At 71.6% G+C, this 25,566-nt stretch carries 25 protein-coding genes and 1 pseudogene; 6 read left to right on the plus strand and 20 right to left on the minus strand.

The annotated features are described in order from the left end of the window. Positions 1–18 precede the first annotated feature (18 nt). Positions 19–609, plus strand: a complete 591-nt coding sequence (locus tag OG562_RS33115) for a TIGR03086 family metal-binding protein (protein ID WP_266404545.1) — start codon at positions 19–21, stop codon at positions 607–609. Positions 610–641: 32 nt separating this feature from the next. Here OG562_RS33115 and OG562_RS33120 read toward each other — a convergent pair whose 3' ends face one another. The 15 genes from OG562_RS33120 to OG562_RS33185 form a co-directional block, all read right to left on the minus strand. Next, a complete protein-coding gene (locus OG562_RS33120; protein ID WP_266404546.1) occupies positions 642–1,418 on the minus strand; it encodes a sirohydrochlorin chelatase in 777 nt (258 codons plus the stop codon). Positions 1,419–1,423: 5 nt separating this feature from the next. Further along, positions 1,424–2,344, minus strand: coding sequence for an ABC transporter permease (locus OG562_RS33125; protein WP_266404548.1), 921 nt, complete (start codon positions 2,342–2,344; stop codon positions 1,424–1,426). Further along, a complete protein-coding gene (locus tag OG562_RS33130) occupies positions 2,331–3,116 on the minus strand; it encodes an ABC transporter ATP-binding protein (RefSeq protein ID WP_266404550.1) in 786 nt (261 codons plus the stop codon). Before OG562_RS33130 ends, OG562_RS33125 begins: the two co-directional genes overlap by 14 nt. A gap of 34 nt (positions 3,117–3,150) precedes the next feature. Further along, positions 3,151–4,263: an ABC transporter substrate-binding protein gene (locus OG562_RS33135; protein WP_266404552.1), complete on the minus strand. Its 1,113-nt coding sequence runs from the start codon at positions 4,261–4,263 to the stop codon at positions 3,151–3,153. Positions 4,264–4,492: 229 nt separating this feature from the next. Next, positions 4,493–5,827: a sulfate adenylyltransferase subunit 1 gene (locus tag OG562_RS33140; RefSeq protein ID WP_266404553.1), complete on the minus strand. Its 1,335-nt coding sequence runs from the start codon at positions 5,825–5,827 to the stop codon at positions 4,493–4,495. Positions 5,828–5,829: 2 nt separating this feature from the next. After that, positions 5,830–6,768, minus strand: coding sequence for a sulfate adenylyltransferase subunit CysD (gene cysD / locus OG562_RS33145; RefSeq protein WP_266404555.1), 939 nt, complete (start codon positions 6,766–6,768; stop codon positions 5,830–5,832). Beyond that, entirely contained in the window at positions 6,765–7,325 is a 561-nt protein-coding gene (gene cysC, locus OG562_RS33150) for an adenylyl-sulfate kinase (protein WP_266404557.1), read from the minus strand. Before cysC ends, cysD begins: the two co-directional genes overlap by 4 nt. A gap of 2 nt (positions 7,326–7,327) precedes the next feature. Continuing rightward, positions 7,328–8,038 (minus strand): phosphoadenylyl-sulfate reductase, encoded by a 711-nt coding sequence (locus OG562_RS33155; RefSeq protein ID WP_266404558.1) that lies wholly within the window; start codon positions 8,036–8,038, stop codon positions 7,328–7,330. Next, positions 8,035–8,214 (minus strand): hypothetical protein, encoded by a 180-nt coding sequence (locus tag OG562_RS33160; protein WP_266404559.1) that lies wholly within the window; start codon positions 8,212–8,214, stop codon positions 8,035–8,037. Before OG562_RS33160 ends, OG562_RS33155 begins: the two co-directional genes overlap by 4 nt. Then, a complete protein-coding gene (locus tag OG562_RS33165; protein WP_266404560.1) occupies positions 8,211–9,908 on the minus strand; it encodes a nitrite/sulfite reductase in 1,698 nt (565 codons plus the stop codon). Before OG562_RS33165 ends, OG562_RS33160 begins: the two co-directional genes overlap by 4 nt. Positions 9,909–10,045: 137 nt before the next feature. Next, on the minus strand, positions 10,046–10,129 hold the full coding sequence (locus OG562_RS46065; protein ID WP_309486338.1) for a putative leader peptide: 84 nt from the start codon (positions 10,127–10,129) through the stop codon (positions 10,046–10,048). A 176-nt stretch (positions 10,130–10,305) separates the two neighbouring features. After that, the gene (locus tag OG562_RS33170) at positions 10,306–10,878 is read right to left on the minus strand and encodes a GNAT family N-acetyltransferase (protein ID WP_266404561.1); all 573 of its coding nucleotides are present in this window, start codon (positions 10,876–10,878) and stop codon (positions 10,306–10,308) included. Positions 10,879–10,895: 17 nt separating this feature from the next. Next, positions 10,896–12,200 carry a hypothetical protein gene (locus OG562_RS33175; RefSeq protein ID WP_266404562.1) on the minus strand — a complete coding sequence of 435 codons (1,305 nt, stop codon included), beginning with the start codon at positions 12,198–12,200 and terminating at the stop codon, positions 10,896–10,898. A 233-nt stretch (positions 12,201–12,433) separates the two neighbouring features. Next, positions 12,434–13,732 (minus strand): GAF domain-containing protein, encoded by a 1,299-nt coding sequence (locus tag OG562_RS33180; protein ID WP_266404564.1) that lies wholly within the window; start codon positions 13,730–13,732, stop codon positions 12,434–12,436. A gap of 309 nt (positions 13,733–14,041) precedes the next feature. Then, positions 14,042–15,724: an acyl-CoA dehydrogenase family protein gene (locus OG562_RS33185; protein ID WP_266404566.1), complete on the minus strand. Its 1,683-nt coding sequence runs from the start codon at positions 15,722–15,724 to the stop codon at positions 14,042–14,044. Positions 15,725–15,847: 123 nt separating this feature from the next. On the opposite strand from OG562_RS33185, the gene OG562_RS33190 reads away from it, so the two are divergent. Then, positions 15,848–17,017, plus strand: a complete 1,170-nt coding sequence (locus tag OG562_RS33190) for a YihY/virulence factor BrkB family protein (protein WP_266404568.1) — start codon at positions 15,848–15,850, stop codon at positions 17,015–17,017. 113 nt (positions 17,018–17,130) lie between these two features. Here OG562_RS33190 and OG562_RS33195 read toward each other — a convergent pair. Next, positions 17,131–17,447 (minus strand): annotated as a pseudogene (locus tag OG562_RS33195) (NmrA family transcriptional regulator); the annotation flags it as partial. Between the two features lie 83 nt (positions 17,448–17,530). Here OG562_RS33195 and OG562_RS33200 point away from each other — a divergent pair. Beyond that, positions 17,531–18,217: an AraC family transcriptional regulator gene (locus OG562_RS33200; protein WP_266404570.1), complete on the plus strand. Its 687-nt coding sequence runs from the start codon at positions 17,531–17,533 to the stop codon at positions 18,215–18,217. Here the strand turns inward: OG562_RS33200 and OG562_RS33205 are convergent. Beyond that, positions 18,194–18,601 carry a VOC family protein gene (locus OG562_RS33205; RefSeq protein ID WP_266404572.1) on the minus strand — a complete coding sequence of 136 codons (408 nt, stop codon included), beginning with the start codon at positions 18,599–18,601 and terminating at the stop codon, positions 18,194–18,196. The two genes, OG562_RS33200 and OG562_RS33205, sit on opposite strands and share 24 nt — an antisense overlap. 95 nt (positions 18,602–18,696) lie before the next feature. Next, positions 18,697–19,329: a VOC family protein gene (locus tag OG562_RS33210; RefSeq protein WP_266404574.1), complete on the minus strand. Its 633-nt coding sequence runs from the start codon at positions 19,327–19,329 to the stop codon at positions 18,697–18,699. 72 nt (positions 19,330–19,401) lie between these two features. Here OG562_RS33210 and OG562_RS33215 point away from each other — a divergent pair, with 72 nt between their 5' ends. Together OG562_RS33215 and OG562_RS33220 are read left to right on the plus strand one after the other, a co-directional pair. Then, the gene (locus OG562_RS33215; RefSeq protein WP_266404576.1) at positions 19,402–20,004 is read left to right on the plus strand and encodes a hypothetical protein; all 603 of its coding nucleotides are present in this window, start codon (positions 19,402–19,404) and stop codon (positions 20,002–20,004) included. 260 nt (positions 20,005–20,264) lie between these two features. Then, complete coding sequence (locus OG562_RS33220) at positions 20,265–21,128, plus strand: oxaloacetate decarboxylase (RefSeq protein WP_266404578.1); 864 nt, start codon at positions 20,265–20,267, stop codon at positions 21,126–21,128. Positions 21,129–21,199: 71 nt separating this feature from the next. Here OG562_RS33220 and OG562_RS33225 read toward each other — a convergent pair whose 3' ends face one another. Both OG562_RS33225 and OG562_RS33230 read right to left on the minus strand, forming a co-directional pair. Then, positions 21,200–22,267, minus strand: a complete 1,068-nt coding sequence (locus tag OG562_RS33225) for a LacI family DNA-binding transcriptional regulator (protein ID WP_266404580.1) — start codon at positions 22,265–22,267, stop codon at positions 21,200–21,202. A gap of 274 nt (positions 22,268–22,541) precedes the next feature. Then, positions 22,542–23,555: a hydroxyacid dehydrogenase gene (locus OG562_RS33230; protein WP_266404582.1), complete on the minus strand. Its 1,014-nt coding sequence runs from the start codon at positions 23,553–23,555 to the stop codon at positions 22,542–22,544. 303 nt (positions 23,556–23,858) lie between these two features. Here OG562_RS33230 and OG562_RS33235 point away from each other — a divergent pair, with 303 nt between their 5' ends. Further along, positions 23,859–25,532: a carboxylesterase/lipase family protein gene (locus tag OG562_RS33235; protein WP_266404583.1), complete on the plus strand. Its 1,674-nt coding sequence runs from the start codon at positions 23,859–23,861 to the stop codon at positions 25,530–25,532. Positions 25,533–25,566: the final 34 nt, after the last annotated feature.

Below are 25,566 nucleotides of genomic sequence, written 5' to 3' on the forward strand. Positions count from 1 at the left end.
CCTCCTAGCGTGAGGCGCATGAAGTACGACCAGACGCACCAGTACATGTCCGAATGCGCCGCCGAGGCGTCGCGCGTCGCGCGCGGCGTCCCGGCGGCCCGGCTGAGCGACCCCACCCACTGCCCCGACTGGGACGTCCGCGCCCTGGTCAACCACTGGGTCCTCTACACATCCCACGGCCTGGAGCACCGCGCCCTGCGCAGGCAGCTCCCCGACGACCTGACCGCCCGCGACTTCACCGCCGACCCGCGGTGGGCGCAGGCCTACGCCGACCAGCTGGACCGCGCGGTCGCGGCCTGGGCGGACCCCGCGGTGTGGGAGGGCGAGGTCGACCTGGGGACGGCCGCGATGCCCGCCGCCGAACTCGCCGCGATGATCATCAAGGAGACGGCGGTGCACGGGTGGGACGTGGCGGTCGCCACGGGCCAGGAGTACCGCATCTCGGAGCCCGCGGCCCGACTCGTCCTCGACGTGGTCGAACGCCACGGCGACCTCTACCGCCAGTACGACGGCTTCGCCGCACCGGTGCCGGTGCCGCAGGACGCGGGGACGTTCGCGCGGGCGCTGGGGGCCAGCGGACGGGATCCGGGACCGGCGTCGGCCGGGTGACCTGCGCAGTCACCCCTGTCGCGGAACCGCCTTCACGCCCCCACGGCCGCCAGCGTCGGCACCCGGGCCGACTTTGCTGTCCGGGCTGCACGGGCCGTGTCGTACCGCTCCAGCAGGACGCGGGCCACCTCCGGCGCGGGGCCCAGCACCTCGGCCAGGACGTCCGCCTCGGCCGCGCCCCGGGCGATGCGGTCCGGCAGGAAGCCGGGGGCCAGGACGTACGGGGCGACGGCGATCCGGGCGCAGCCCAGCTCCCGCAGCTCGCGCACCGCGTCCTGGGTGCGCGGAAGGGATGCGGAGGCGAACGCAGGCCGCACGGCGCACCAACCGGTGTGCCGCCACTCCCGCGCGATTTCTGCGATCACTGCGATCGCCTCCGGGTCCGTGGACCCCGCCGAGGCCAGCACGACCCCGGTCGAGGACTTGTCGGCGGGGCTCAACCCCGCCTCGTACAACCGCCGTTCGAGGGCGGTGAGCAGCAGCGGCGAGGGGCCCAGCACCTCGGCCTGGCTGATCCGCAGCCGCCGCGGCGCGTCCCGCAGGACCGCCGGGATGTCCGCCTTCGCGTGGAACGCGCGGGTCAGCAGCAGGGGGAGGGCGACGACGTCCCGTACGCCCTCCGCCGCCAGGGACTCCAGCACCCCTTGTACGGACGGGATGGTGAAGTCCAGGAAGCCGGTCTCCACACGCAGCCCCGGCCGCAGCGACCGTACGCGCCGCACGAGGGCGTGCACGGTCGCCGCGTGCCGCGGGTCGCGGCTGCCGTGGGCGATGACCACGAGGACGGGGCGGACGGGCTTGTCGTGCATGGGGCTCAGCTCTTCACCAGGAGGCCCCGGCTGCGGAGCACCCGCCGCTCCAGCGGGCTGAAGACCAGCAGGTCGACGGCGATACCGACGAAGAGGATCAGGAAGATGGCCTCGAAGATCATCGGCATGGAGCTGGCGTTGCGGCCGTTCTCCAGCAGCGCGCCCAGACCGATGCCCAGGTCGGGCGAGGAGGCGATGATCTCCGCCGCCATCAGCGAGCGCCAGGAGAACGCCCAGCCCTGCTTCAGACCGGCCAGATAGCCCGGCAGCGAGGCCGGCAGGACGATGTGCCAGGCGCCCTTCCACCCGGTCGCGCCCATCGTGCGGCCCGCCCGCAGGAACAGCGGCGGCACCTGGTCGATGCCGGAGACCAGGCCGTTGGCGATGGACGGGACCGCGCCGAGCAGGATCACCGCGTACATCATCGAGTTGTTCAGGCCCAGCCACAGCACGGCGGGCGGCACCCACGCCACCGAGGGCAGCGACTGGAGGCCCGACAGGACCGGTCCGATCGCCGCGCGGATGAACTTCACGCGGGCCACCACCAGACCCAGCGGGGTACCGATCGCCAGCGCCAGCAGGAAGCCGAGCAGACCGCGCTCGACGCTGGTCCAGATGTAGCCGAGAAGCTTGCCCTCCAGCCAGGCGTCCTTGAACTCGGTCGCCACATCGCCGGGCGAGGGCAGCTTCGTCGGGTCGGTGACGATGTCGAACGTGATCAGAGCCTGCCAGATCACCAGTACCACGGCGGTCGCGACGAGCGGCGGGAGGATCTTGGTGCGGGCGGTCACCGAGAAGGGCGTACGCCCGGTGGCCACGATCTCCAGGGCGTCCAGACCGGCCTCCAGGCCGGCGATCTGGTGGTTGCCGTCGGCCCGCGCCTCGCGCGTGTCCGTCAGGCCCGACTTCGTGTCACTGCTGGCCATGACGGCGGATCTCCCCACGCAGTTGTTCGGTGATCTCGATGGACAGTTCGGCCACGGGGGCGTCCTCGATGCGGCGCGGCTGCGGGATCTCCACCGTCCACTCGCGCGCCACCCGGCCCGGCCGGGACGACAGCAGGACGACGCGCTGCGCGAGCCGCACCGCCTCCCGCACGTTGTGCGTGACGAACAGGACGGAGACGCCCGTCTCCGCCCAGATCCGGGTCAGCTCGTCGTGCAGCACGTCACGCGTGATCGCGTCGAGCGCCGCGAACGGCTCGTCCATCAGCAGCAGTCGGCTCTCCTGGGCCAGCGCCCGCGCCAGCGCGACCCGCTGGCGCATACCGCCCGACAGCTCGTGCACCCGCTTGTCGTACGAGCCCTGCAGCCGGACGAGTCCGAGCAGTTCCTCGGCGCGTCCGCGCCGGTCGTTCTTCGCGACTCCCCCCAGTTTCAGGGCGAGTTCGATGTTCTTGCCCGCGGTCAGCCACGGGAAGAGGGCGTGCTCCTGGAACATCAGGGCAGGACGCCCGTCGGTCTTGATGCTGCCGGCGCTCGGGTCGTCGAGACCCGCGACAAGGTTGAGCAGCGTGGACTTGCCACAGCCCGAGGCCCCCAGGAGGGTGACGAACTCGCCCGGTGCGACATCGAGGGTGATGTCGTCCAGGACGAGCTGCTGCCCGGCGGGCCCGGCGAAGGACTTCGATACGTGCTCGATGCGGGCGGCGTACTCGACTGACTCGGCCGGTTCGGCCTTGGCGATCGCGGTGGCCATGGTCGTCACCTCCTGGGGATTCTCGGGATCGGGACTACTTGACGCCGAGACCGGCGTCGTCGACCGCGCTCTCGCCCTCGGCCTTGAGGACGTTGTTGAGGGGCGTGAGGTCGTAGATGCCCGTCAGCAGCGGGTCCTCCAGCAGACCGGCCTTGACCGCGTGCTCCGCCTCGGTGTTGAGGGTGGCGGCCAGCGGGTCGTTGGTGAACTGGATGGACTTCCACGCCGGGTCCAGGACGGCGGCCGGCAGCTCCTTGCCGGAGTCGATGCCCAGCTGCGCGTTGGCAGCCGCCTTCGCCGCGTCGGGGTTGGCGTTGATCCACTTGTTGGTGTCGACCGAGGCCTTCAGGACCGCCTCGACGGCCTTGGGGTGCTCCTTGAGGAACTTCTGCGACACGATGATGTTCGTGATCACGAACTTCTTGTCCGGCCACAGGTCAGCCTCGTCGAGCAGGACCTTCGCGCCCTCGGCGACCAGCTTGGACGCGGTCGGCTCCGGCACCCAGGCGCCGTCGATGGAACCCGACTTGTAGGCGTCCGGGGTGACCTTGTTGTCGGTGCGGACGACCGACACATCGCCCTTGCCGCTCTCCGCGTCGACCTTCCAGCCCTGGTCGGCGATCCAGTTGAGGAACGCCACGTCCTGGGTGTTGCCCAGCTGCGGGGTGGCGATCTTCTTGCCCTTGACGTCCTTGACGGACTTGATCTTCTTGGGGTTGACGACGAGCTTCACACCGCCGGACGCCGAACCGCCGATGATGCGGAGGTTGGTGCCCTTGGACTTGGTGTAACCGTTGATCGACGGGGAGGGGCCGATCCAGCCGATGTCGATGGAGCCGGAGTTGAGGGCCTCGATCTCGGACGGGCCGGCGTTGAAGATCTGGTACTTGGCCTCGGTGGCGCCCAGCGCCTTCTGGAAGTACCCCTTGTTGACGCCGACGAGCGCGGTCCCGTGGGTCAGGTTGCCGAAGTAGCCGATCTTGACGGAGTCGAGGCCGTCGATCTTCTGGGCGCCGGCGGCGACCTTCGCCTTGGAGCTGTCGTCCTTCGAGTCCGACCCGTAACCGCAGGCGGCGAGCGTCAGGAGGGGCAGTGCTGTCACCACGGCGATGCCGCGGCGGAGGAGTGCTGAGCGGTTGGCAGGCACGGGAGGGGTTCCTCTCGTTGGCCCGGCGGTCACGCCCTCAGGTCGTGGCCGGGAGGTCGGCAGGTCTTCGTCGATGTCGGGACGTCCGGTGGGGGGACGGGGCGCGCAGGCAGTGCGCGTACGTCAGCACGCACATCGCGCCACCCCGCCCTGCCCGCTGCCGAGGTAGCCGCTGCCGACGCGGCCGCCTTCCTTGGCGAACGTGGAGTAGTAGTCCCTGGAGTTCATGTCAGAAGTCCCACCCGTCGTCCTCGGCCCCGTCCTTGACGGGCTCCGGGGACGCGAACGACTCGCCGACCATGCCCGCGGTGAGCGTGGTGCCGTCGTTCGGGTCGATCAGGATGAACGAGCCGGTGCGCCGCGAGTCGGCGTACGAATCGACGGGCAGCGGCTCCGCGGTGCGGATCTTCACGCGGCCGATGTCGTTGGCGACGAGCTGTCCCGGATGCGGGTGCAGGGACAGGTCGTCGAGCGTGAGACGGGACGGGATGTCCTTGACGATCGCCTTGACCGTGCGGGTGCCGTGCTTGAGGAGCACCCGGTGGCCGACCGTCAGCGGCGCGTCGGCGACATGGCACACGGTCGCCTCGACGTCCTGCGTGGTCGGCGGGGCGTCCTGGCTGGGCACGATCAGGTCACCGCGTGAGATGTCGATGTCGTCCTCCAGGAGGAGGGTCACCGACTGCGTGGTCCAGGCGATGTCGACCGGCTCGCCGAGCAGGTCGATGCCGGCGATCTTCGACGCGTGACCGGACGGCAGGACCGTCACGGACTCGCCGACGCGGAAGGAACCGGCGGCGATCTGGCCCGCGTAGCCCCGGTAGTCGGGGTGCTCGGCGGTCTGCGGCCGGATCACGTACTGCACGGGGAGGCGGGCGTGGCAGTGGCTCAGGTCGTGGGTGACCGGGACCGTCTCCAGGTGCTCCAGGAAGGTCGGCCCGCCGTACCAGTCCATGTTCGCGGACGGGTCCACCACGTTGTCGCCGGCCAGCGCCGAGATCGGGATGGCGGTGATCTCCGGGACGCCCAGCTCCAGCGCGTACGCCGTGAACTCCTCGGCGATCGCAGCGAACACGGACTCCTTGTACTCGACCAGGTCCATCTTGTTGACCGCGAGCACCACGTGCGGGACGCGCAGCAGCGCCGCGAGGGCGGCGTGCCGGCGGGTCTGCTCGACGACGCCGTTGCGGGCGTCGATCAGGATCACCGTCAGCTCGGCGGTGGAGGCGCCGGTGACCATGTTGCGGGTGTACTGCACATGGCCGGGGGTGTCGGCGAGGATGAACCGGCGCTTGGGGGTGGCGAAGTAGCGGTACGCCACGTCGATGGTGATGCCCTGCTCGCGCTCGGCCCGCAGACCGTCGGTGAGGAGCGCGAGGTCCGGAGCATCCTGGCCACGGCTCGCCGAGACGCGCTCCACGGCCTCCAGCTGGTCGGTGAGGATCGACTTGGAGTCGTGCAGCAGGCGTCCGACGAGGGTGGACTTGCCGTCGTCGACGGAGCCGGCGGTGGCGAACCGCAGCAGGGTCGTGGCCGAGAGTTCCTCGGAGATGGTCGTGCTCATGGTTAGAAGTACCCCTCGCGCTTGCGGTCTTCCATCGCGGCCTCGGACATCTTGTCGTCGGCGCGGGTCGCGCCGCGCTCGGTGAGCCGGGAGGCGGCGATCTCGGCGATGACGTCGTCCAGCGTCACGGCGTCGGAGTCGACCGCCCCCGTGCAGGACATGTCGCCGACGGTCCGGTAGCGGACGAGGCGCTTCTCGACGGTCTCGCCGTCCTTGGGCCCGCCCCACTCGCCGGCCGTCAGCCACATCCCGGCGCGCTGGAACACCTCGCGGTCGTGTGCGAAGTAGATCTCGGGCAGTTCGATGCCTTCGCGGGCGATGTACTGCCAGACGTCGAGCTCGGTCCAGTTGGAGAGGGGGAAGACGCGGACGTGTTCGCCGGGTGCGTGGCGGCCGTTGTAGAGGTTCCACAGTTCGGGGCGCTGGCGGCGGGGGTCCCACTGGGAGAACTCGTCGCGCAGGGAGAAGACGCGTTCCTTGGCGCGGGCCTTCTCCTCGTCGCGGCGTCCGCCGCCGAAGACGGCGTCGAACTTCTCGGCCTGGATCTTCTCGGTGAGGGGGAGGGTCTGGAGGGGGTTGCGGGTGCCGTCGGGGCGTTCGCGCAGGACTCCGCGGTCGATGTAGTCCTGGACGGAGGCCACGTGGAGGCGCAGCCCGTGTGCGGCGACGGCTCGGTCGCGGTATTCGAGGACCTCGGGGAAGTTGTGTCCGGTGTCCACGTGGAGCAGGGAGAAGGGGACGGCCGCCGGGGCGAAGGCCTTGAGCGCCAGGTGGAGCATGACGATGGAGTCCTTGCCGCCGGAGAACAGGATCACCGGGTTCTCGAACTCGCCCGCCACCTCGCGGAAGATGTGCACCGCCTCGGACTCCAGCGCGTCCAGGTGGCTGAGCGTGTACGGGCTGGTCGTGCCCTCCTCGGCCGTGGCGACGGTCGTCGTCATGCCAGTCCCCTCTCGCTGAGCAGTGCGTACACCGACGCAGCGGACTCCTGCACGGTCTGGTCCTGGGACTCGATCCGCAGATCGGGCGACTCGGGCGACTCGTAGGGGTCGTCGACCCCGGTGAGCCCGGTCAGCTCGCCCGCCGCCTGCTTGGCGTACAGGCCCTTCACGTCCCGCTCGCTGCACACCTCGACCGGAGTGGCGACATGCACCTCCAGGTAGGCGGTTCCGCCCTCCTGGTGGCGCTTGCGCACCGCCTCGCGACTGTCGGCGTAGGGGGCGATCACCGGCACCAGCGTCTTGACGCCGTTGCGGGCGAGCAGCTCGGCGAGGAAACCGATGCGCTGCACGTTGATGTGCCGGTCCTCGCGGCTGAAGCCGAGGCCCGCCGAGATGAACTCGCGGATCTCGTCGCCGTCGAGCACCTCGACGAGGTGGCCCTCCTCGCGCAGCCGGGCGGCCAGCTCGTACGCGATGGTGGTCTTGCCGGCACTCGGCAGACCCGTGAGCCATACGGTGGCTCCGGTCGTCACGTGTGTCTCCTGTATCTGTGTCATGGTCAGCCGTGCAGTCCGCACTCGGTCTTCGCCCGGCCGGCCCAGCGACCGGCGCGGGCGTCCTCGCCCTCGAGGACCCGACGCGTGCAGGGCGCGCAGCCGACGGAGGCGTAACCGTCCATCAGCAGCGGGTTGGTGAGGATGCCGTGTTCGGTGACGTACGCGTCCACGTCGTCCTGGGTCCAGCGTGCGATGGGCGAGACCTTGACCTTCTGCCGCTTGTCGTCCCAGCCGACGACCGGGGTGTTCGCCCGGGTCGGGGACTCGTCGCGGCGCAGCCCGGTCGCCCAGGCCGCGTAGGCCGTGAGGCCCTCCTCCAGGGGCTGCACCTTGCGGAGCTTGCAGCACAGGTCGGGGTCGCGGTCGTGCAGCTTGGGACCGTACTCGGCGTCCTGCTCGGCCACCGTCTGGCGCGGGGTGAGCGTGATGACGTTGACGTCCATCACGGCCTCGACCGCGTCCCGGGTGCCGATGGTCTCGGGGAAGTGGTAGCCGGTGTCGAGGAACACCACGTCCACGCCCTTCTGGACCCGGGACGCCAGGTGCGAGACCACCGCGTCCTCCATGGAGGACGTGACACAGAACTGCTTGCCGAAGGTGTCCACCGCCCACTGGAGGATCTCCAGTGCGGAGGCGTCCTCCAGGTCACGGCCCGCCTGTTCGGCGAGCGCCTTCAACTCCTCGGTCGTACGGCCTTCCTGAACCGTCGTCATATCCGGTCCCCTCCCGTGTCGGTGCGCTGAACGCCCCGGGCGAGCAGCCCGAGGAACTTCAGCTGGAATGCGCGGTTGCATGCCGCGCATTCCCAGGCGCCGTGGCCCTGCTCGTTCGGACGCAGGTCCTCGTCGCCGCAGTACGGGCAGTAGAAAGGGGCGGCCCGCTCGCTCATGAGAGGGCCTCCTCGCTGGCACGCGCGGCCCAGACGGCGAACCGCTCGCCGTCCTCGCGCTCGTCCTGGAACCGCTTCAGCACGCGTTCCACGTAGTCCGGCAGCTCCTCCGAGGTGACCTTCAGACCCCGGACCTTGCGGCCGAAACCGGCTTCCAGACCGAGCGCGCCGCCCAGGTGCACCTGGAAGCCCTCGACCTGCTCGCCCTGGTCGTCGAGGACGAGCTGGCCCTTGAGACCGATGTCCGCGACCTGGATCCGGGCGCAGGCGTTCGGGCAGCCGTTGATGTTGATGGTGATCGGCTCGTCGAACTCCGGGATGCGGCGTTCCAGTTCGTCGATCAGCGAGGCGCCGCGCGCCTTGGTCTCGACGATGGCGAGCTTGCAGTACTCGATGCCGGTGCAGGCCATGGTGCCGCGCCGGAACGGGGACGGCTTGGCCGTCAGGTCCAGCGCCTCGAGCGACTCGACCAGCGACTCGACCTGCGCCTCCTCGACGTCGAGGACGATCATCTTCTGCTCGACGGTGGTCCGCACCCGGCCCGAGCCGTGCGCCTCGGCCAGCTCCGCGATCTTCGTCAGGGTCGCTCCGTCGACGCGGCCGACACGCGGTGCGAAACCGACGTAGAAACGGCCGTCCTTCTGCCGGTGCACGCCGACGTGGTCGCGCCAGCGGGCGACCGGCTGGGCCGGGGCGGGCCCGTCGATCAGCTTGCGGCTCAGGTAGTCGTCCTCGAGGATCTGGCGGAACTTCTCCACGCCCCAGTCGGCGACCAGGAACTTCAGCCGGGCGCGGGTGCGCAGCCGGCGGTAGCCGTGGTCGCGGAAGATCGAGATGACGCCCTCGTAGACGTCCGGGACCTCCTCCAGCGGGACCCAGGCACCGAGCCGGACGCCGATCTTGGGGTTGGTGGAGAGGCCGCCGCCGACCCAGACGTCGAAGCCGGGGCCGTGCTCGGGGTGGTCCACGCCGACGAACGCGATGTCGTTGATCTCGTGCGCCACGTCCAGCAGGGGCGAGCCGGAGACCGCGGACTTGAACTTGCGGGGCAGGTTCGAGAAGTCCTTGTTGCCGATGATCCGGCGGTGGATCTCCTCGATGGCCGGGGTGCCGTCGATGATCTCGTCCTCGGCGATGCCGGCCACGGGCGAGCCGATGATCACGCGGGGCGTGTCGCCGCAGGCCTCGGTGGTGGACAGGCCGACCGCCTCCAGGCGGTTCCAGATCTCCGGGACGTCCTCGATGCGGATCCAGTGGTACTGGACGTTCTGCCGGTCGGTGAGGTCCGCGGTGCCGCGGGCGAACTCCTGCGAGATCTCGCCGATGACGCGCAGCTGCCGGGTGCTGAGCCGGCCGCCGTCGATGCGGACGCGCAGCATGAAGTACTCGTCGTCCAGCTCCTCCGGCTCCAGGATCGCGGTCTTGCCGCCGTCGATCCCGGGCTTGCGCTGGGTGTACAGACCCCACCAGCGCATCCGTCCGCGCAGATCGTTGGGGTCGATCGAGTCGAAGCCCCGCTTGGAGTAGATCGTCTCAATGCGTGTCCGCACATTGAGACCGTCGTCGTCCTTCTTGAACTGCTCGTTGCCGTTGAGCGGGGTGAAGTGCCCCGCGGCCCACTGACCCTCGCCACGGTGACGACTCACCTTGCGGCGGGGCGCGGAGGCGGCAGGGTTCTGCGGGGTGGCGGCCATGGTGGATACGTCCTTCGGGACAGGCGGAAAGCGGCTCTGACCTGCGCGTACGGGCGCATGGGGGTATACGTGCGCAAAACTGCGCGAGAAGCAGGCGGAAGAGTGGGCGCGGCGGTGCTGGGCCTCTGCGGGCGGGATCAGCTCGCCGGACAGATGGCGCTGGACATGCGGCCGAGGTCGACGTGCCGCCGACTCACCAAGGCAATTCCAGTTCCAGACATGACGGAAGCGTGTCACGGCGATCTGGACACAGTCCAGCTTCGTCCGTCATGTGGACACCCTGGTCTCGACATGCGAGACGAGGGTGTCGTCGATCACATGGCCCGCGCGGGCTCTTGTCCACGCAGGTCAATGCCGGTATGTGGGCGGGGTCGACGAAGCCGGTGCGTGCGCCGGGTCAGCCGGTGAGCGCGCCTGGCCAGGGGCCCGGCGACGAGACCTCGGGCTGCTCCTCGACCTTGGTGTCGAACAGTTTGAAACCGCGCCGCTGGTAGTTGTCCATCGCGTGCTCGCCGTCCAGGCTGCAGGTGTGCAGCCACACCCGCTTGGTCCCCGGCAGCCCCGGCCAGCGGTCCGCGAGATCCCAGGCGCGGGCGGCGCCGTACGACAGCAGGTGGCCGCCGATCCGCCGCCCGCGGAAGGCGGGGAGCAGACCGAAGTAGACGATTTCCACGACCCCGTCGTCCTGCGGCTCCAGCTCCGCGTAACCGGCGGGCGTGCCCCGGTCGTGGGCGACCCAGGTCTCGACCCCCGGCCGCGCCAGGTGTTCCTGCCAGCGCGCGTACGTCCAGCCGAGCCGGTCGATCCAGCGGATGTCCCCGCCCACCGACGCGTACAGGAAACGGCTGAACTCGGGCGAGGGCGCCTCGGAGCGGACGATCCGGACGTCTCCCTCGGGCGCGGCGGCCGGCAGAAGGTCGCTCGGGGCGGTTTGCTCCAGGGACCAGGTGGTCACGGGGATGTTCGTCATGCCCGTCAGGGAATCATCTACTCCGCTGATCTGTCGATCGAGGCCAGCGGCGTCGCGAAGAGCACCCGCCCCGACTGGGTCCAGACTTCGCCGGTCTCCTCCCAGTAGGAGAGGGAGTCGGTCAGTCCGCTCCAGCAGGTGTGCGTGTCGGCGGCGCCGCACTCCGGGGCCTTCGCCGCCCCGCCCGCCGGGTCGGCGGTCTGCCGCCACAGCGCGCCATGCTGTTTCTTCGTCCCCGCCGCCCGGGTCACGTACCACGCGTTCCCGTACGACAGCACGGCGCGCACGCCGGTGACCTTCGTCTCGTACGCCTCGGACGCGCCCACGCGTCCGGCGGCGTCCGCGGCGAGCAGGCCCTCGTGGCCCGGGACCGTACTGAAGGGGTAGCGCCACAGCCGGGAGGACCGGTCGCCGCCGTCCAGCGTCCACTCCCCGGCGACCAGGCTGTCCGGGGCCGTGCTGCGGTCCAGGGAGACGGCGGCCGGGTGCGGGGCCCCCGAGGCGTCGCTCAGCCGGTAGGAGCCGACGGCCGGCAGAACGTACCGGTAGCCGCTCGCCGACCAGCCGCCGGGCACCCGGCCGACCGCGTCGGCGTCGACGGTGGCGCGCTGGACGCGGTTCATGTCGTACACGTACAGCGCCGTCTCGTCCCCGTCGTCGGCGGTCACCAGCAGTTTGTCCTGGTACCAGACCATTCCGGAGACATGGGAGACCAGCCCCCGGTAGTCGCGTCCGCCGTCGACCGGGACGGCGAGCAGCGCCCAGGCGTAGGCGGGGTGGTTCAGGTCGTTGGCGTCCACGAAGGCGACCCGGGCCAGGCCCCGGTCGGCCGTCGGGCCGTCGCTGCGCGACCAGCCGGAGAGGATCACCCGGTTGGCGCCCCAGACGCCGTCGTCGTCCGCGTCCCCGGAGGTGGTGACCGCGCCCGGCTGCCAGCCCTGGGTGTCGTCGGTGTTCCAGCAGTACGCGCGGGTGGCCGTCGGGGCGACCGGCAGGGCTCGGCGTTCGGCGGACGAGCAGTCGATCGCGTCCCGCAGGGTGCGGTCGGCGCCCTCCAGCACCGCGCCGACGCCGACCGGCCGGCCCATCTCGGCGGAGAGCCGGTCCAGGGAGGCCTGCGGCACCAGGTTCTCCGTCAGCCGCAGCTTCCCGGTCTCGGCGGCCGCGGTCAGCGGTTTCAGGCCGCCGGGAGCGTCGGGGACCGTCGCCTGGGAGACGCTGATCATGGTGGCGGCTGCGGTGAGTGCGAGAGCGGTTCCGGAGAGGAACGCCCGCAGCGCTCTGCCCCGCCTACGTCGACGATGTCGGCCGCGATGTCTCATTCGTCCTCCCGAGGCGGGCCAACTGCGCCTGTTGATCCGTACGTTGAACGAGGAGCAGGTGGGGTGACCCGTAGGGGGATGCTACGGCAGTCGGTCGCCGCCACGGACGAAGACCCCGCAAATATGTGGAAGATGCCACCGGGTGCCCCATTCCCGGTACGGAACAGGCCCGTCGACCCCTTGTCGCGGCACGGATTCCGGCGTGCCGTGACGGCACGGACGCCGAAGTGCGCTTACGGCACGGTTTCCGGCGTCCGTGCCCGTACCACCGCCGGCGCCGTCGAGTACGGCAACAGGTCCTCGCGGTCGGCCGGGAGGAGCGCCTCGATCTCCGCGTCCTCGCAGAACCGATACGGACGGTGCTCCAGAAACGCCCCGAGATACCGCCGTACCCGGGACATCTCCGCGCGCACCGTCACCGTACGGCCCGGGTCGCCGAACATGTCCTCGGCCAGGCCCGCCGCGCTGCGGCCGCCGCGGTGCACCGCGAGGAGATAGAGCAACTCGGCGTGCCGCGGACTGAGTTCCTGGGACCACGAGCCGACGCCGCCCGACACCGTCACCGACCAGCGGCGCGGCCGGGTCAGGTCCAGCACGATCCGGGCGCCGGCCCGCTGCGGCGACTCGGCGCCGTCGTCCACGGACCGCAGCAGCCAGCCCCCGGCCAGCGGCTCCACCGAGCACAGCCCGAGCCCCGGCAGCCACCGGATGCCCGCGGAGGGCGACTTGGGCAGCGCGATCCGCTGCGCGTACGGCATCCCGGTGACCGCGGCCGTCCAGCCGTCCCCGTCCACCGCGGCCGCCCGTCCGCCGAGCCGGGCCAGCACCGGCGCCGCCACCGCACGCAACCGCTCCAGCGAACTCACGTGCGTCTCCCGCAGTCTGGCCTCGGCGAGCTTCGCCACCGAGTCGACCCAGGCGAGGGTGGCCGGATGCATCGTCTCCAGCGGCCCGCTGACGTCCACCACGCCCAGCAGCCGGCCGTTGCGCGGATCCGTGATCGGGGCGCCCGCACAGGTCCAGGCGGCATGCGAGCGCACGAAGTGCTCGGCGGCGAACACCTGTACGGGTCGACGCACCACGGCCGGCGTGCCCACGCCGTTGGTGCCGACGACGGCCTCGCCCCAGTCCGCGCCCGGCTCGAACCCGAGCATGTCGGCCTTGCGCAGCACCGGACCGCAGCCCTCCCGCCACAGCACCCGGCCCTCCTCGTCGGCGACGACCATGATGTGGTGGGCGACGTCCGCGACCGACAACAGCCCCTCCCGCAGCACGGGCAGGACCTCCCGCAACGGCGACTCCTCCCGCCGGCGCATCACCTCGTCGGGACTGAGCGGCCCCGCCCGGAAGCCGTGCTCGGGGTCGACGCCGCCCCGCAGCATCCGCTCCCAGGACTGCTCGATCACCGGGCGCAGGGCGACGCGCGTGCGCTGGCCGGCCAGCCGGGCGTCCCGCACCTCGTTGAGGACCCGGGCCGCACGCGCGGCGTCGGCGGCCACGAGCTGCGGCACGTTCATCGGCTGCTTCGGCACGAGGGCCTCCCGGGGCGTGCTCAGGCGGACGAACCGGATGTCAAGGTTCTCCGCCGACTGTTTCCGGTCTTACCGGGGGTCTTACGGGGGTCCCATACTGCCGCCCATTCGGGACGGAGGGACCCACTCCGGTCGTAACCCCCGGCACGTTGCAACCCCCTGCAACCCTGGTGAACATCCACACGCTGTCTGAAACTTGAGCCACGTCGCCCGAGGGGCGATTCTGGCCTCGCAGGGCCATAGCCGCGGGGGTGGTGCCGTGTCGGCGCAGCACCACCCCCGTGTCCTGTCCCTCTTCTTCCTCGCGGGTCAGAGTCGGGGGCGCGCCCGTTCCACGACGGCCGCCAGATCCAGACTGTGCGGCAACGTTCCGAACGCTGCTCCCGAGTCCCCGCCCAGCCGCGAGGCGCAGAACGCGTCGGCGACCTCCGGCGGCGCGAACCGTACGAGCAGCGAGCCCTGGAGCACCAGCGCGAACCGCTCCGTCAGCCGCCGGGCCCGCCCCTCGATCCCGTCCAGGTCGGCCAGTTCCGTCAACAGGCCCTTGATCGCCCCGTCCAGCCGATGGTCGGCCCCGCGCGCCTGCCCCACCTCCTGCAGATAGGCGTGCAGCGCCGACGGCTCCCGCCGCAACGCCCGCACCACGTCCAGCGCCTGGACGTTGCCCGCGCCCTCCCAGATCGAGTTCAACGGCGACTCGCGCACCAGCCGGGGCATCCCCGACTCCTCGACGTAGCCGTTCCCGCCCAGACACTCGGCGGCCTCCACCACCACCGGCGTACACCGCTTGGTCACCCAGTACTTGGCGGCCGGCACCGCGATCCGCAGCAGCGCCCGCTCCTGCTCGCCGCCGTCGTCGTAGGCCGCCGCGAGCCGCAGCGCGAGCGTCGTCGCCGCCTCCGACTCCAGCGCGAGATCGGCCAGGACATTGCGCATCAACGGCTTGTCGACGAGTCTCCCGCCGAACGCCTCGCGGTAGGCGCAGTGATGGACCGCCTGCGCCACGGCCTGCCGCATCAGCCCCGCCGACCCCAGCACACAGTCCAGCCGGGTCGCCGCCACCATGTCGATGACGGTGCGCACCCCGCGCCCCGGCGCGCCGATCCGCCGCGCCCACGTCCCGTCGAACTCGACCTCGGCGGAGGCGTTGGACCGGTTTCCCAGCTTCTCCTTGAGCCGCTGCAGCCGGAAGACGTTACGCGTGCCGTCCTCCAGCGCCCGGGGAACGAGGAAACAGGTGAGACCGCCCTCTTCCTCCCCCGTTTCCTCCCCCGACGAGCCCGACGAGCCCGACGGGTCGGCCTGCGCCAGCACCAGGAACCCGTCCGACATCGGCGCCGAGCAGAACCATTTGTGCCCGGTCAGCGCGTACGTGCCGGCCTCGGCGAGCGGGACGGCGAGCGTCGTGTTGGCCCGTAGGTCGCTGCCGCCCTGTTTCTCCGTCATCGCCATGCCGAAGAGCGCCCCCGCCTTCAGCCGGGCGGGCCGCAGCCCACGGTCGTAGACCGCGGAGGTCAGCCGGGGCTCCCACTCGGCCGCCAGCTGCGGATCGGCGCGCAGCGCGGGCACGGCCGCGTGGGTCATCGACAGCGGGCAGCCGTTGCCCGCCTCGGCCTGCGTCCACACCAGGAAACCCGCGGCCCGCCGCACATGCCCGCCGGGCCGCGTCCAGGCCCCCGTCAGACCGGCGCCGACGCCCTTGCCGAGCAGCCGGTGCCAGGCCGGATGGAAGTCGACCTCGTCGACGCGGTTTCCGTAGCGGTCGTGCGTGCGCAGCCTCGGCGGGTTCTCGTCGGCCTGCGTCGCCCACTCCTGCACCTGCGCCGACCCGGCGGCCCGCCCCAGTCCCGACAGTTCCTCGCACGCCTCGTCGAGCAGCCCGGGGCCGAGATGCCGCCGCACGGCGGACACCAGGGCCCGGTCCGCGCCGAAGACGTCGTACCCGGTCAGCGGAGGGGGCTGGTTGGTCACGGTGTGTGTGCTGCGCGCCATACCGCGAACCTACCCTCGGGTACGGCCGCCGCGGGCGCCCGGAGACCGCGCGCCGCTACCCGCACCGGTGACGTCGCCTTGCCTGAGGTGAGTACAGCCCCGAACGGCGGATACCTTTAGGGCGTGCAGCCAGCAAGTCAGTCACCCGAGCAACCCGGGAACCCCTCAGGGCGTCTCCACCGGGCACGTGCCCTTTACCGGAACGTCTCCAAGCGCCGGACCGCCTGGCTGCTGTTGAAGGACACCGTCAACTCCTGTATCGAGTACCGCATCCTCGGCCTCGCCGCCGAGGCCGCGTTCTTCACGCTGCTGTCCGTGCCGCCGCTGCTGCTCAGCCTCATCGGCCTGCTCGGCTACGTCGACGACTGGACCGGCACCGACTCCATCAGCAGCCTGGAGAGCAACATCCTGGAGGCCTCGCGCACGGTCCTGTCCGACAAGGGCGTCGCGCAGATCGCCCAACCGATCCTGGACGACGTGATGAAGGGCGGCCGCCCCGACGTCATCTCCATCGGTTTCCTGTTCGCCCTGTGGTCCGGCTCGCGCGCGGTGAACGTCTTCATCGACACCATCACCGTCATGTACGGCCTCGACGGGGCGCGCGGCATCGTCAAGACCCGGCTGGTGGCGTTCCTGCTGTTCATCGCGGCCCTGCTGATCGGTTCGATCGCGTTGCCGCTGATGGTCGCCGGGCCGGACGCGGTGGTGCGGGTCGTGCCGTGGTCGACAACCGTGGTGCAGGTCCTGTACTGGCCGGTCGTGATCATCCTGTCGATCGCGTTTCTGACCACGCTCTACCACGTCTCCGTGCCGGTGCGCTCCCCGTGGATCGAGGACGTGCCGGGCGCGCTGGTCGCCCTCGCCATGTGGGTGCTCGGCAGTTTCCTGCTGCGCATCTACCTCACCCACACCATCGAGGGCGCCACGATCTACGGCTCCCTCGCGGCGGCCGTCGCCGTCCTCCTGTGGATCGGCGTGTCCGCCTTCGCCGTGCTGGTCGGCGCCGCCGTCAACGCCGCGATCGACCGGGTCTGGCCGGCCGCCGCGACCGCCGCGGCCCGCGCCGCCAACGAGCGGCTGCGTCAGGAGGAGGCCGCGGAGTACGTCGCCCGCATGACCGCCGCCCGCTCCCACGAGGACGACGACCCCGACGACCCCGACATGCCCTCCGAGTTCCCCGAACGCTGGTCGCGGTTCCTGCCCCCGGAGGACGTGACAGGACGCTTCCGCACCCATGCGAAGAGTTCCCCCAAGGGGAACAACGGGGAGGACCAGCCGCCCGCGGAGAAGTGAGCGCGGGCGGTCGGTCGGCGTGCGCGAAGGCTGAACGTCGGTCCCTTGCGCCGACGGGAACAGGCCAGGAAACGCTCACACCCTCCAGACTCGAACAGCTCCACCAGGAACCCGACCTCCCCGGCCGGGAGCACCAGCTCCCCGCTCAGCCGCAGCCCCTCCACCAGCGGCCCCTCGCTGAAGCTCGGCGTGAACCACGCGGCCCGTACGACCGTCCGGTCCGCGTCCGACGCCGCCGGCGCCTCCTCGGTGGACGCGCCCGCTTCTCGCCCCGGGCGGACAGCAGCACCAGCCGCCGTACGCCGAGCGCGACCGCCTCGTCCGCCGGCAGCCCCACGGCGCGGTCTGCGTCCGGGGAGCCGGCGTCCGTGGGATACACCGGGTAGGCGGCGTCCGCGCCGCGCAGGACGTCCGACCACGTCGAACGGTCCGCCAGCCGAAGCCCTGGGCGGGGTGGGGGAGCGGCGCCGCTCCGACGGGTGCCCCGGCCTCCGGCCGCGTAGCCTGGCGTATGTGTACGAGGAGCGGCCCTCCCGGCTGCCCGGCGCGGTGGTCTGGACGAACATCCCGTCGCCGGGGCCCGGCGCGCGTCCCGTGCTGCCCGACGGCTGCATGGACCTGCTGTGGAGCGAGGGCAGACTGCTCGTCGCGGGACCGGACACCCGGGCGTACGTCCCCGACGGCCCGCCCGCGTCCTGGGCGGGCATCCGTCTCTTCCCCGGCACGGCGCCCGCTCTCCTCGGCGTACCCGCACACGAACTGCGTGACCGACGCGTGGAGTTGGCCGACCTGTGGCCCGCGACAGAGGTACGGCGGCTGAGCGCCAGGATCGCCGCCGCACCTCACCCGGCGACGGCGCTGGAGGACCTGGCGCTGGAGCGGGCGGCCCCGCCCGACCCCCAGCTGCGTCGACTGGTCGCCGCCCTCGCAGCCGGCCGCTCGATCGCCGTCACCGCCGACGAAATCGCCCTGAGCGCCCGCCAGTTGCACCGCCGATCCCGCACCGCCTTCGGCTACGGCCCCAAGACCCTGGCCCGGATCCTGCGCCTGCAACGCGCCCTCGCGCTGGCCGGGAAGGGCGTGCCGTACGCGGACACGGCGGCTCGCGTCGGCTACTCCGACCAGGCCCATCTCGCCCGTGAGGTAAGGGAGTTCACGGGCACGACACTGGGCGACCTACTGCATCGGGACCTGTCCTAGCGGTGCGAACAGGTCGACGCCGTTGCCGTCCGGGTCGAGCAGGACGGCGTACCGCTGCCCCCAGAAGGCGTCCCACGGCTTCAACTCGCCCCGGTGGCCGGCGCTCACCAGTTCCTCGTACACCGAGTCGACCTCGGCCGGCCCCTCGCAGCGCAGCGCCAGCGAGGCCCTGCCGTTTCCGGACGGCGGCCGCCACCCGGCGTGGAACGAGCGGACGGTGTCCTCGGTGTCCAGCAACAGCCGCAGCCCACCGGGCAGTTCGGCCTCGACGTGCGGCTCCCGCTCGGCGCCCTCGGGGAACGCGAACCCGAGCCGGCGGTAGAAGGCGACAGCGGCGGCCATGTCGGAGACGACCAGCCCGATGGCATCGAATCGTGGACTCATGGGGCCCACGGTAGGCGGCGCGGGGACGACCGGTCTTGAAGGAAACGGACGTGGCTCGCCGCGGTGGCTGTCGGGTCTGCCGCGGACGGCGTCCGTCAGCTGAAGCCGACCGGCCCGTTCGGCGTGTCCACCGTGAAGGAGAAGGCCGCCGATCCCGCGGTGAGGGTCAGGTCGGTGCCGAGGACGGTCAGCAGAGGGCGGATCTCGTCGGGCTCGGGCGCGGTGGCGGTCAGCTCCAGCAAACGGGTGACGGGCAGGTCCGACGAGGAGGGGTGCGGCGTGACGCCCCAGTCGATGAGGAAGGGCACCAGGCCCGAGGGGTGCGGGACGCCGCCGTCGGTGAGCCGCCACCGCAGCAGGGCGCCGTCGGGGCGACGCCGGCTCATCTCCCTTACGTCACCGGTGTCGTAACCCCGGGCACGGGCGGCCGCGACCGCCCTGTCGATGTCGGGCGGGCTGATCGCCCAGGTGATCGTCCGCGCGGAGTCGAGCCCGTCCACGCCGAACGGGCGCGGGCCCCTCGGAGCGGGCTGCTCCGGGTCGGGGCCGAGGATCTCCAGATAGGCGCCGTCGCCCAGCCCGACCAGGTGGTTGCGGGTGCCGAGCCCGATGTGCACACCGCCCGGCGCGGGGGCCACTCCCGTGCGCCGGGTGAACTCGGCGACCGTCGCCGCCAGATCGGGGGTCGCGAGGACGATGTGGTCGAGGCGTGCGGGAATGGTGTTCATCCCGCCCGAGACTACGCGTCCCGTCGCCGAAAAGACGGTGCCTGTGGGACACCTGTGCGGCACGATGAGCCCATGATCCGTACCGTACGCGCGCTGCCGGTTCTGCTGCTGATCCCCGCGCTGCTCGCGGGCTGCGGCACCGAGAAGAGCGGCGCGGACCCGGCCGAACTGAGCTCCAGGGCCGAGGCGTTGGGCATCGCGCCCGAGCTGGTGTACACGACCGAGGCACCCGGATACAGCCTCGCCCAGCAGTCCGTCGGCGTGTACGGAGACGACGGCTTCTCCGCCGTCTACTTCTCGCAGAAGAACGGAGCCCAACTCCAACTCGCCGTCGACCGAGGCTCGATGACCGCCGACACCTGCCCGCAAGAGCCGGTCGCCGGTTCCTCCGAGACGGCCGTCGTCTGCACCCGCGACGGCGACGCCTACTACCGCAGCGCCGGCGAGCGGTCCGAGTACGCGGTCCCGAAGAACGGGTTCGTCATCCGGATCTCCGGCGAGGGCGTGCCGCGCGACGTCCTGCGCCAGGCCGCCCGCAACGCCCACCGCCCGTCCGCCGACGAACTCGACGCCCTCCTGCCGTCCGCCCCGGCGGCCGGCGAGCCGGTGGAACGCGGCGACCTGCCGTCGACGGGAGACGGCGCACCGGACAACAACGTCGGCGCCGGGGGCTGACGCGGGGCGACGGCCACCGCCACCGGCTGCCTGCTGCCGAAATTTTCGGCCCGATCGGGACCCGGACTTTCCTGGCCCGTCTGCGGGGTGGGATCGCCTGGGCGACGGGTCGGGGAGGTGACGTCCCGGCGGTCCAGTGACGTTTCTGCGGTGAACCGCTTGCGCCAACGGGGTGAGTGGGACCCGCGCGGAGGCCGACGCCCGCGCTCCGCCCGGCGATCCTCTTGACCGATGAAGAAACGGTCAGGAGGAGCCGGACGTTGACTTACGGAACCAAGCTGCGGGAACGGATCGCGGACCCGGGCACGACCCCGCTGATCGGCGTGTACGACATGTACTCGGCGTCGATCGCGGCGCAGCACTACGACGCGATGTTCGTCTCCGGCTTCGGCTTCGCGGCCTCGTACTACGGGCTGCCGGACATCGGTTTCATCGCCTGGCCGGACATGATGGCCTTCGTACAACGGTTGCGGGGTGCGTTTCCGGGCCACCATCTGCTGGTCGACATCGACGACGGCTACGTCGATCCGGAGGTCGCCTGCCATGTGGTGGAGGGCCTGGAACGGGCCGGCGCGTCCGGCGTGATCCTGGAGGACCAGAAACGGCCGCGCCGCTGCGGGCACGCCGACGGCAAGCAGGTGCTGCCGCTGCGCGAGTACCTCGCCAAGCTGGAGATGGTGCTGGCCGCCCGCCGCGACCTGGTCGTGGTGGCCCGCACGGACGCCGTCGACGAGAGCGACATCCTGCACCGCGCCGAGACCCTCGCGGCCACCGACGCGGACGTCGTCCTGGTCGACGGCGTGCGCAGCGTGGACTGGATTCGCCGCATCCGCGCCGTGGTCGGCGACAAACCGCTGCTCTTCAACCAGATCGCCGGCGGCAAGTCCCCCCGACTCTCCCTCGGCGAACTCTCCGACCTGGGCGTCGACGTCGCCGTCTACAGCACCCCCTGCCTCTTCGCCGCCCACGAGGCGATGCACTCGGCCCTCACCGAACTACGCGGCACGGACGGCCGGTTGCCCCGGCCGGACGCCGCGAGCGGCGTCGGAGTACAGACCGCCACGCAGTTGCTGGAGCGCAACATCGCCCGTCTGCGATCGGCGCCCGAGAACGCGAGCGTCTGACCGGCCAGGCCGTCAACAGGCGAACGAACCAGGGGATTCGGGCAGCAAGACACTACAGGTCCTGCTCCGCGTCACCTCCGTGGCGCAGCCGTGCTGGCCCGTTCCACCAGCCGCGTCGACAGCTCCGTCCGGATCCCCTCCGGGTGGTCCCCGTCCATCATCCGCACCAGCAGCCGCAGACCCGTCGCCGCCATCTCGGCCAGCGGCTGACGGACGGTGGTCAGGGCGGGGGTGGTCCAGCGGGACTCGGGCAGATCGTCGAACCCGACCACACTGACGTCGTACGGGATCCTCAACCCCCGTTCCGACAGGGCCTGGTAGACGCCGAGGGCCATACGGTCGGAGCAGACGAAGACGGCCGTCGGCGGCTCGGGCAGGTCGAGCAGTTCGCGCATCCGGCGATGGGCGATCGACTCGTCGAAGCCGCCGTTGCGGACGTACTCCGGGCGGTGCCCGAGCCCGGCCGACGCCAGCGCCGAGCGATAGCCGGCGACCCGGGCGCTGCTGCACATCTTGCGGCGCGGACCGGCGATCACGGCGATGCGTTCATGGCCGAGCGCCAGCAGATGCTCGGTCGCCGTCACCCCGCCCTGCCAGTTCGCCGCGCCCACCGACACCACCCCGGGCGGCGGATCGACCACCGGGTCGATCATCACGAACGGGGTGCGGTGCTGCTCCAGCCAGGCGTACTGGGACTCCGTCAACTCCGCCAGGTTGAACAGCACTCCGGCCGAGCCGCGCACGGTGATCTTGTCCAGCCAGCCGCGCTGCGGGCGGCCGACGCGGGTGCGGGACAGGGCGGCCGAGACCACCACGTCCAGGCCCGCGTCGTGCGCGGCCTCCTCCACGCCGTGCAGCACCGCGCCCGACCAGGAACTGTCCAGCGAGTGCACGACGAGGTCGATCAGGCGGGGCGGCTTCGTCGCGTCGAAGCGCGGTCTGCGCACATAGCCGAGCCGGTCCAGCGCCTCCGTGACCCGCCGCCGGGTCTCGGGGGCGACGTCCTCGCGGCCGTTGACCACCTTGGAGGCGGTCGGCACGGACACCCCCGCCTCGCGGGCCACGACCGCCAGCGTCGGTCCGGCCGTTACGCTCGCGCTCGCATTCGCACTCGCGCTCGCACTCCCCGTGCGCACCATCGGGAACCACCTCTCCAGCCCGCCCGAGGGCCAGCGAAAGCTCGACCAGCGCTGTTTCCGAGCCGACTGGAGACAGACGACTCACAGAAAGCGCTTGCTATCCTAGGTGCGCCTCAGCGCGGCGTGAAGACACCGGGAAACGCGGGATCTTGGCGGGCTGGAGCGCGTGACCGGCGCGCTCGAGTCGACGTCCACGCCCGCCGCCCGCCGCCCGCCGCCCGCCGCCCGCCGCCCGCCGAGCGCCCTCGAGGGCTGCTCCACCGCCTCGTCCGCGTCAGGCGACTCGGGCCAGGTCCGCGTGCCGTACCTCGTGGGCGAGGGGCAGGCCGTCGGCCACGCGCTCCAGCTCCTCCACGACGATGCGGCCGAGCCGCTCCAGTTCGTTGCCGAGGGAGCCCGCGATGTGCGGGGTGAGAAACACGTTCGGCAACCGGTACAGCGGAGAGTCGGCGGGCAGCGGCTCGGGCTCGGTGACGTCCAGGACGGCGTGCAGCCGGCCGGAGACCAACTCGTCGACGAGGGCCGCATGGTCGACGAGCGCACCCCGGGAGGTGTTGACGAGCACGCCGCCGTCGCGGATCAGGGCGAGCCGCGCACGGTCGAGCAGGTGGTGGGTCTCGGGGATGTCGGGCGCGTGCAGGCTGACGATGTCGCTGTGGAGCAGCAGGTCTTCCAGAGAGAGCAGACGGACGCCCAGTTCGGCGGCCTCGGCGGGCTCGACGTAGGGGTCGTGGAGCAGGACCTCGAAGTCGTACGGGCGCAGCAGTTCCAGGAGGCGGCGGCCCACGCGGGAGGCGCCGATGACGCCGATCCGGCGGCCGAGGTTGCCGGTGGCGGCGGTCTCGGCGGGGGTGGGCTGGGCGTGGGTGCGGCGGTAGCGCTCGCGATGGGCGAAGGCGTCCTTCCCGGCGAGCAGGATCATCCCGAGCGTGTACTCGGCGACCGGGACGGCGTTGCCGGTGACCGCGCTGGAGACGCTCACCCCGCCGTTCCACAGCGCCTCGCCGATCAGCGAGCGGACCGAGCCCGCGGCGTGCAGGACCGTGCGCAGCCGGGGTGTTGCGGCGAGCGTGTCCGCGTCGAGGCGGGGACAGCCCCAGCCGGTGATCAGGACCTCGGCGTCGGCCAGGGCGGGCGAGGCGGCGGGGTCGGCGAAGTCCTGTACGACGAGCGTCGGGTCGATCTCGGCGGTCCGCCGCAGCCGGGCCACGAGCGGTGCGGGAAACAGCAGAGGGAGGTGCACCGGATCCATGGCGAACACGGCCCTGGGCAGCTGGGCGCTGGGCATGACTCTCCCGAGGTGCGTAGGAAACGTTTTCTGAAAGCGCCTTCTACGGTAGGTCTGGCGTGCAGACATGGTCAATCGGTCGGAGGGATCGCCAGATCGCCCGAAAGGGGAAGCCTTTCAGGCGAGTTCATGCGCAAATGACAGAGGGGGAGGATGTCACCAGCGGCGGTTACGACCAGTTGGGTTTCGGCACCCTCACGTACGCCAAATAGCCCTGCTACAGCTCGTGCACCGGAATACCGCGTGCCGCTGTGGTGCTCTGGTGTTACCGGTGCACGAGCGCGGCGAAGGGCTGGTGAGCAGATGGCACAAGACCAGACGAACCCCGTGGACGATTCCCGGGTGAACCCCGATCCCGTCGCGAGGACGCCCTACGGGGCCGTACGCGGGAGGTATGAGGACGGCATCGCGGTCTTCCGGGGCATCCCCTACGCGGCGCCCCCCTTCGGGCCCCGCCGGTTCCGGCCGCCCGAGCCGCCCGAGCCCTGGGACGGGGTGCGCGACGCGGGCGCCTTCGGGTCGACGCCGCCGAAACCGCCGTACTCCGACGCCTTCGCCCAGTATCTGGCCGATCCCGTCGTGCCGGGCGACGACTGTCTCAACCTCAACGTCTGGACGCCCGAGCCCGGTCCCGGCGCCCGGCTCCCCGTCCTGGTGTGGCTGCACGGCGGCGCGCTGACCAGGGGATCCTCGGCCGTGCCCGTGTACGACGGGCGGAACTTCGCACGCGATGGAACCGTCTTCGTGTCGATCAACTACCGACTGGGGGTGGAGGGCTACGGACTGTTCCCGGACGCCCCCGCCAACCCCGGTCTGCGCGACCAGCTCGCCGCCCTGGAATGGGTCCACCGGTCGATCAGGGACTTCGGCGGCGACCCCGACAGGGTCACCCTGGCCGGTCAGTCCGCCGGCGCGATCAGCGTCGGCGCCCTGATCGCCGCCCCGCAGGCCCAGGGACTCTTCCGGCGGGCCGTCCTGCAGAGCGGGCCGCCGGAGGCCTTCGAGCGGGACAAGGTGCGGCGCATGGTGCGCCGTATGGCGACCCGGTTGAAGATTCCCGCCACCGCCGAGGCCTTCGCCGCCGTCGACCGCGACCTGCTGCTGCGCACCCAGGCCGACGTCGGCAGACTCAGCAGCCCCGTCCTGGGCGGGCCCGGCTTCGGCGTCGTCGTCGACGGCGACCTCGTCCCGCGCGACCCGCTCGAAGCCCTGATCGACGGCGACGCGGCCCCCGGCGTCGACCTCCTGCTCGGCTGGACCCGCGACGAGTACCGGCTCTGGCTGGTCCCGGGCGGTCTGCTGGAACGCGTCGACCGCCTCGGCGCCGTCGCCCTCGCCGGCGCCATGGCCCGCTGCCACTGCGGCCACGAGGTGCCGCGCGGCTACCGTGCCCTGCACCCGGAGGCCGGCACCGCCGAGACCGTCGGCCAGATGGTCACCGACCACCTGCTGCGCACGCCCCTGCACCGGCTGGCCGACGCCCGCCCCGGATCGTCGTATGTGTACGAGTTCGCCTGGCCCTCGCTGCGGCCGGGGCTCGGCGCCTGCCACGCCCTCGAGCTCGGCTTCGTCTTCGACACCGGTGACGCGCCCGAGTCCGCCAGGCTCGCCGGGGACGGCGCCCCGCGGGAGCTCGCCGACGCGATGCACGGCGCGTGGGTGCGGTTCGCGGCGACGGGCGACCCCGGCTGGGAGGCCTGGGACGCGGCGCACCCGGTGCGGATCTTCGGCGAGGTCGAGGGCGAGGGCGCACCGTATCCGGGCGATGTCACCTCCAGCGGTCACCGCATGCCCTACACGTCCTACGGTCCGCGTGACCGGGAGCTGGCCCTGTGGACGGCGCAGACCCCCACCGGGGAGAGCGCGATCCCCGCGCCGCCGCCGGATCCGCTCACCGGAAAAGGCGTCGTACGCGGTACCGAGCTCAGGTCGGCGGTACGCCGACTGCGGCGGGCCGGGGGAGCACGGCGGACCTGACCGCCAGGCCAGGGCACTCCCACGCCACGCCCCC

Origin of the sequence: Streptomyces sp. NBC_01275, from assembly GCF_026340655.1 — a bacterium.
Classification (GTDB): Bacteria; Actinomycetota; Actinomycetes; order Streptomycetales; family Streptomycetaceae; genus Streptomyces.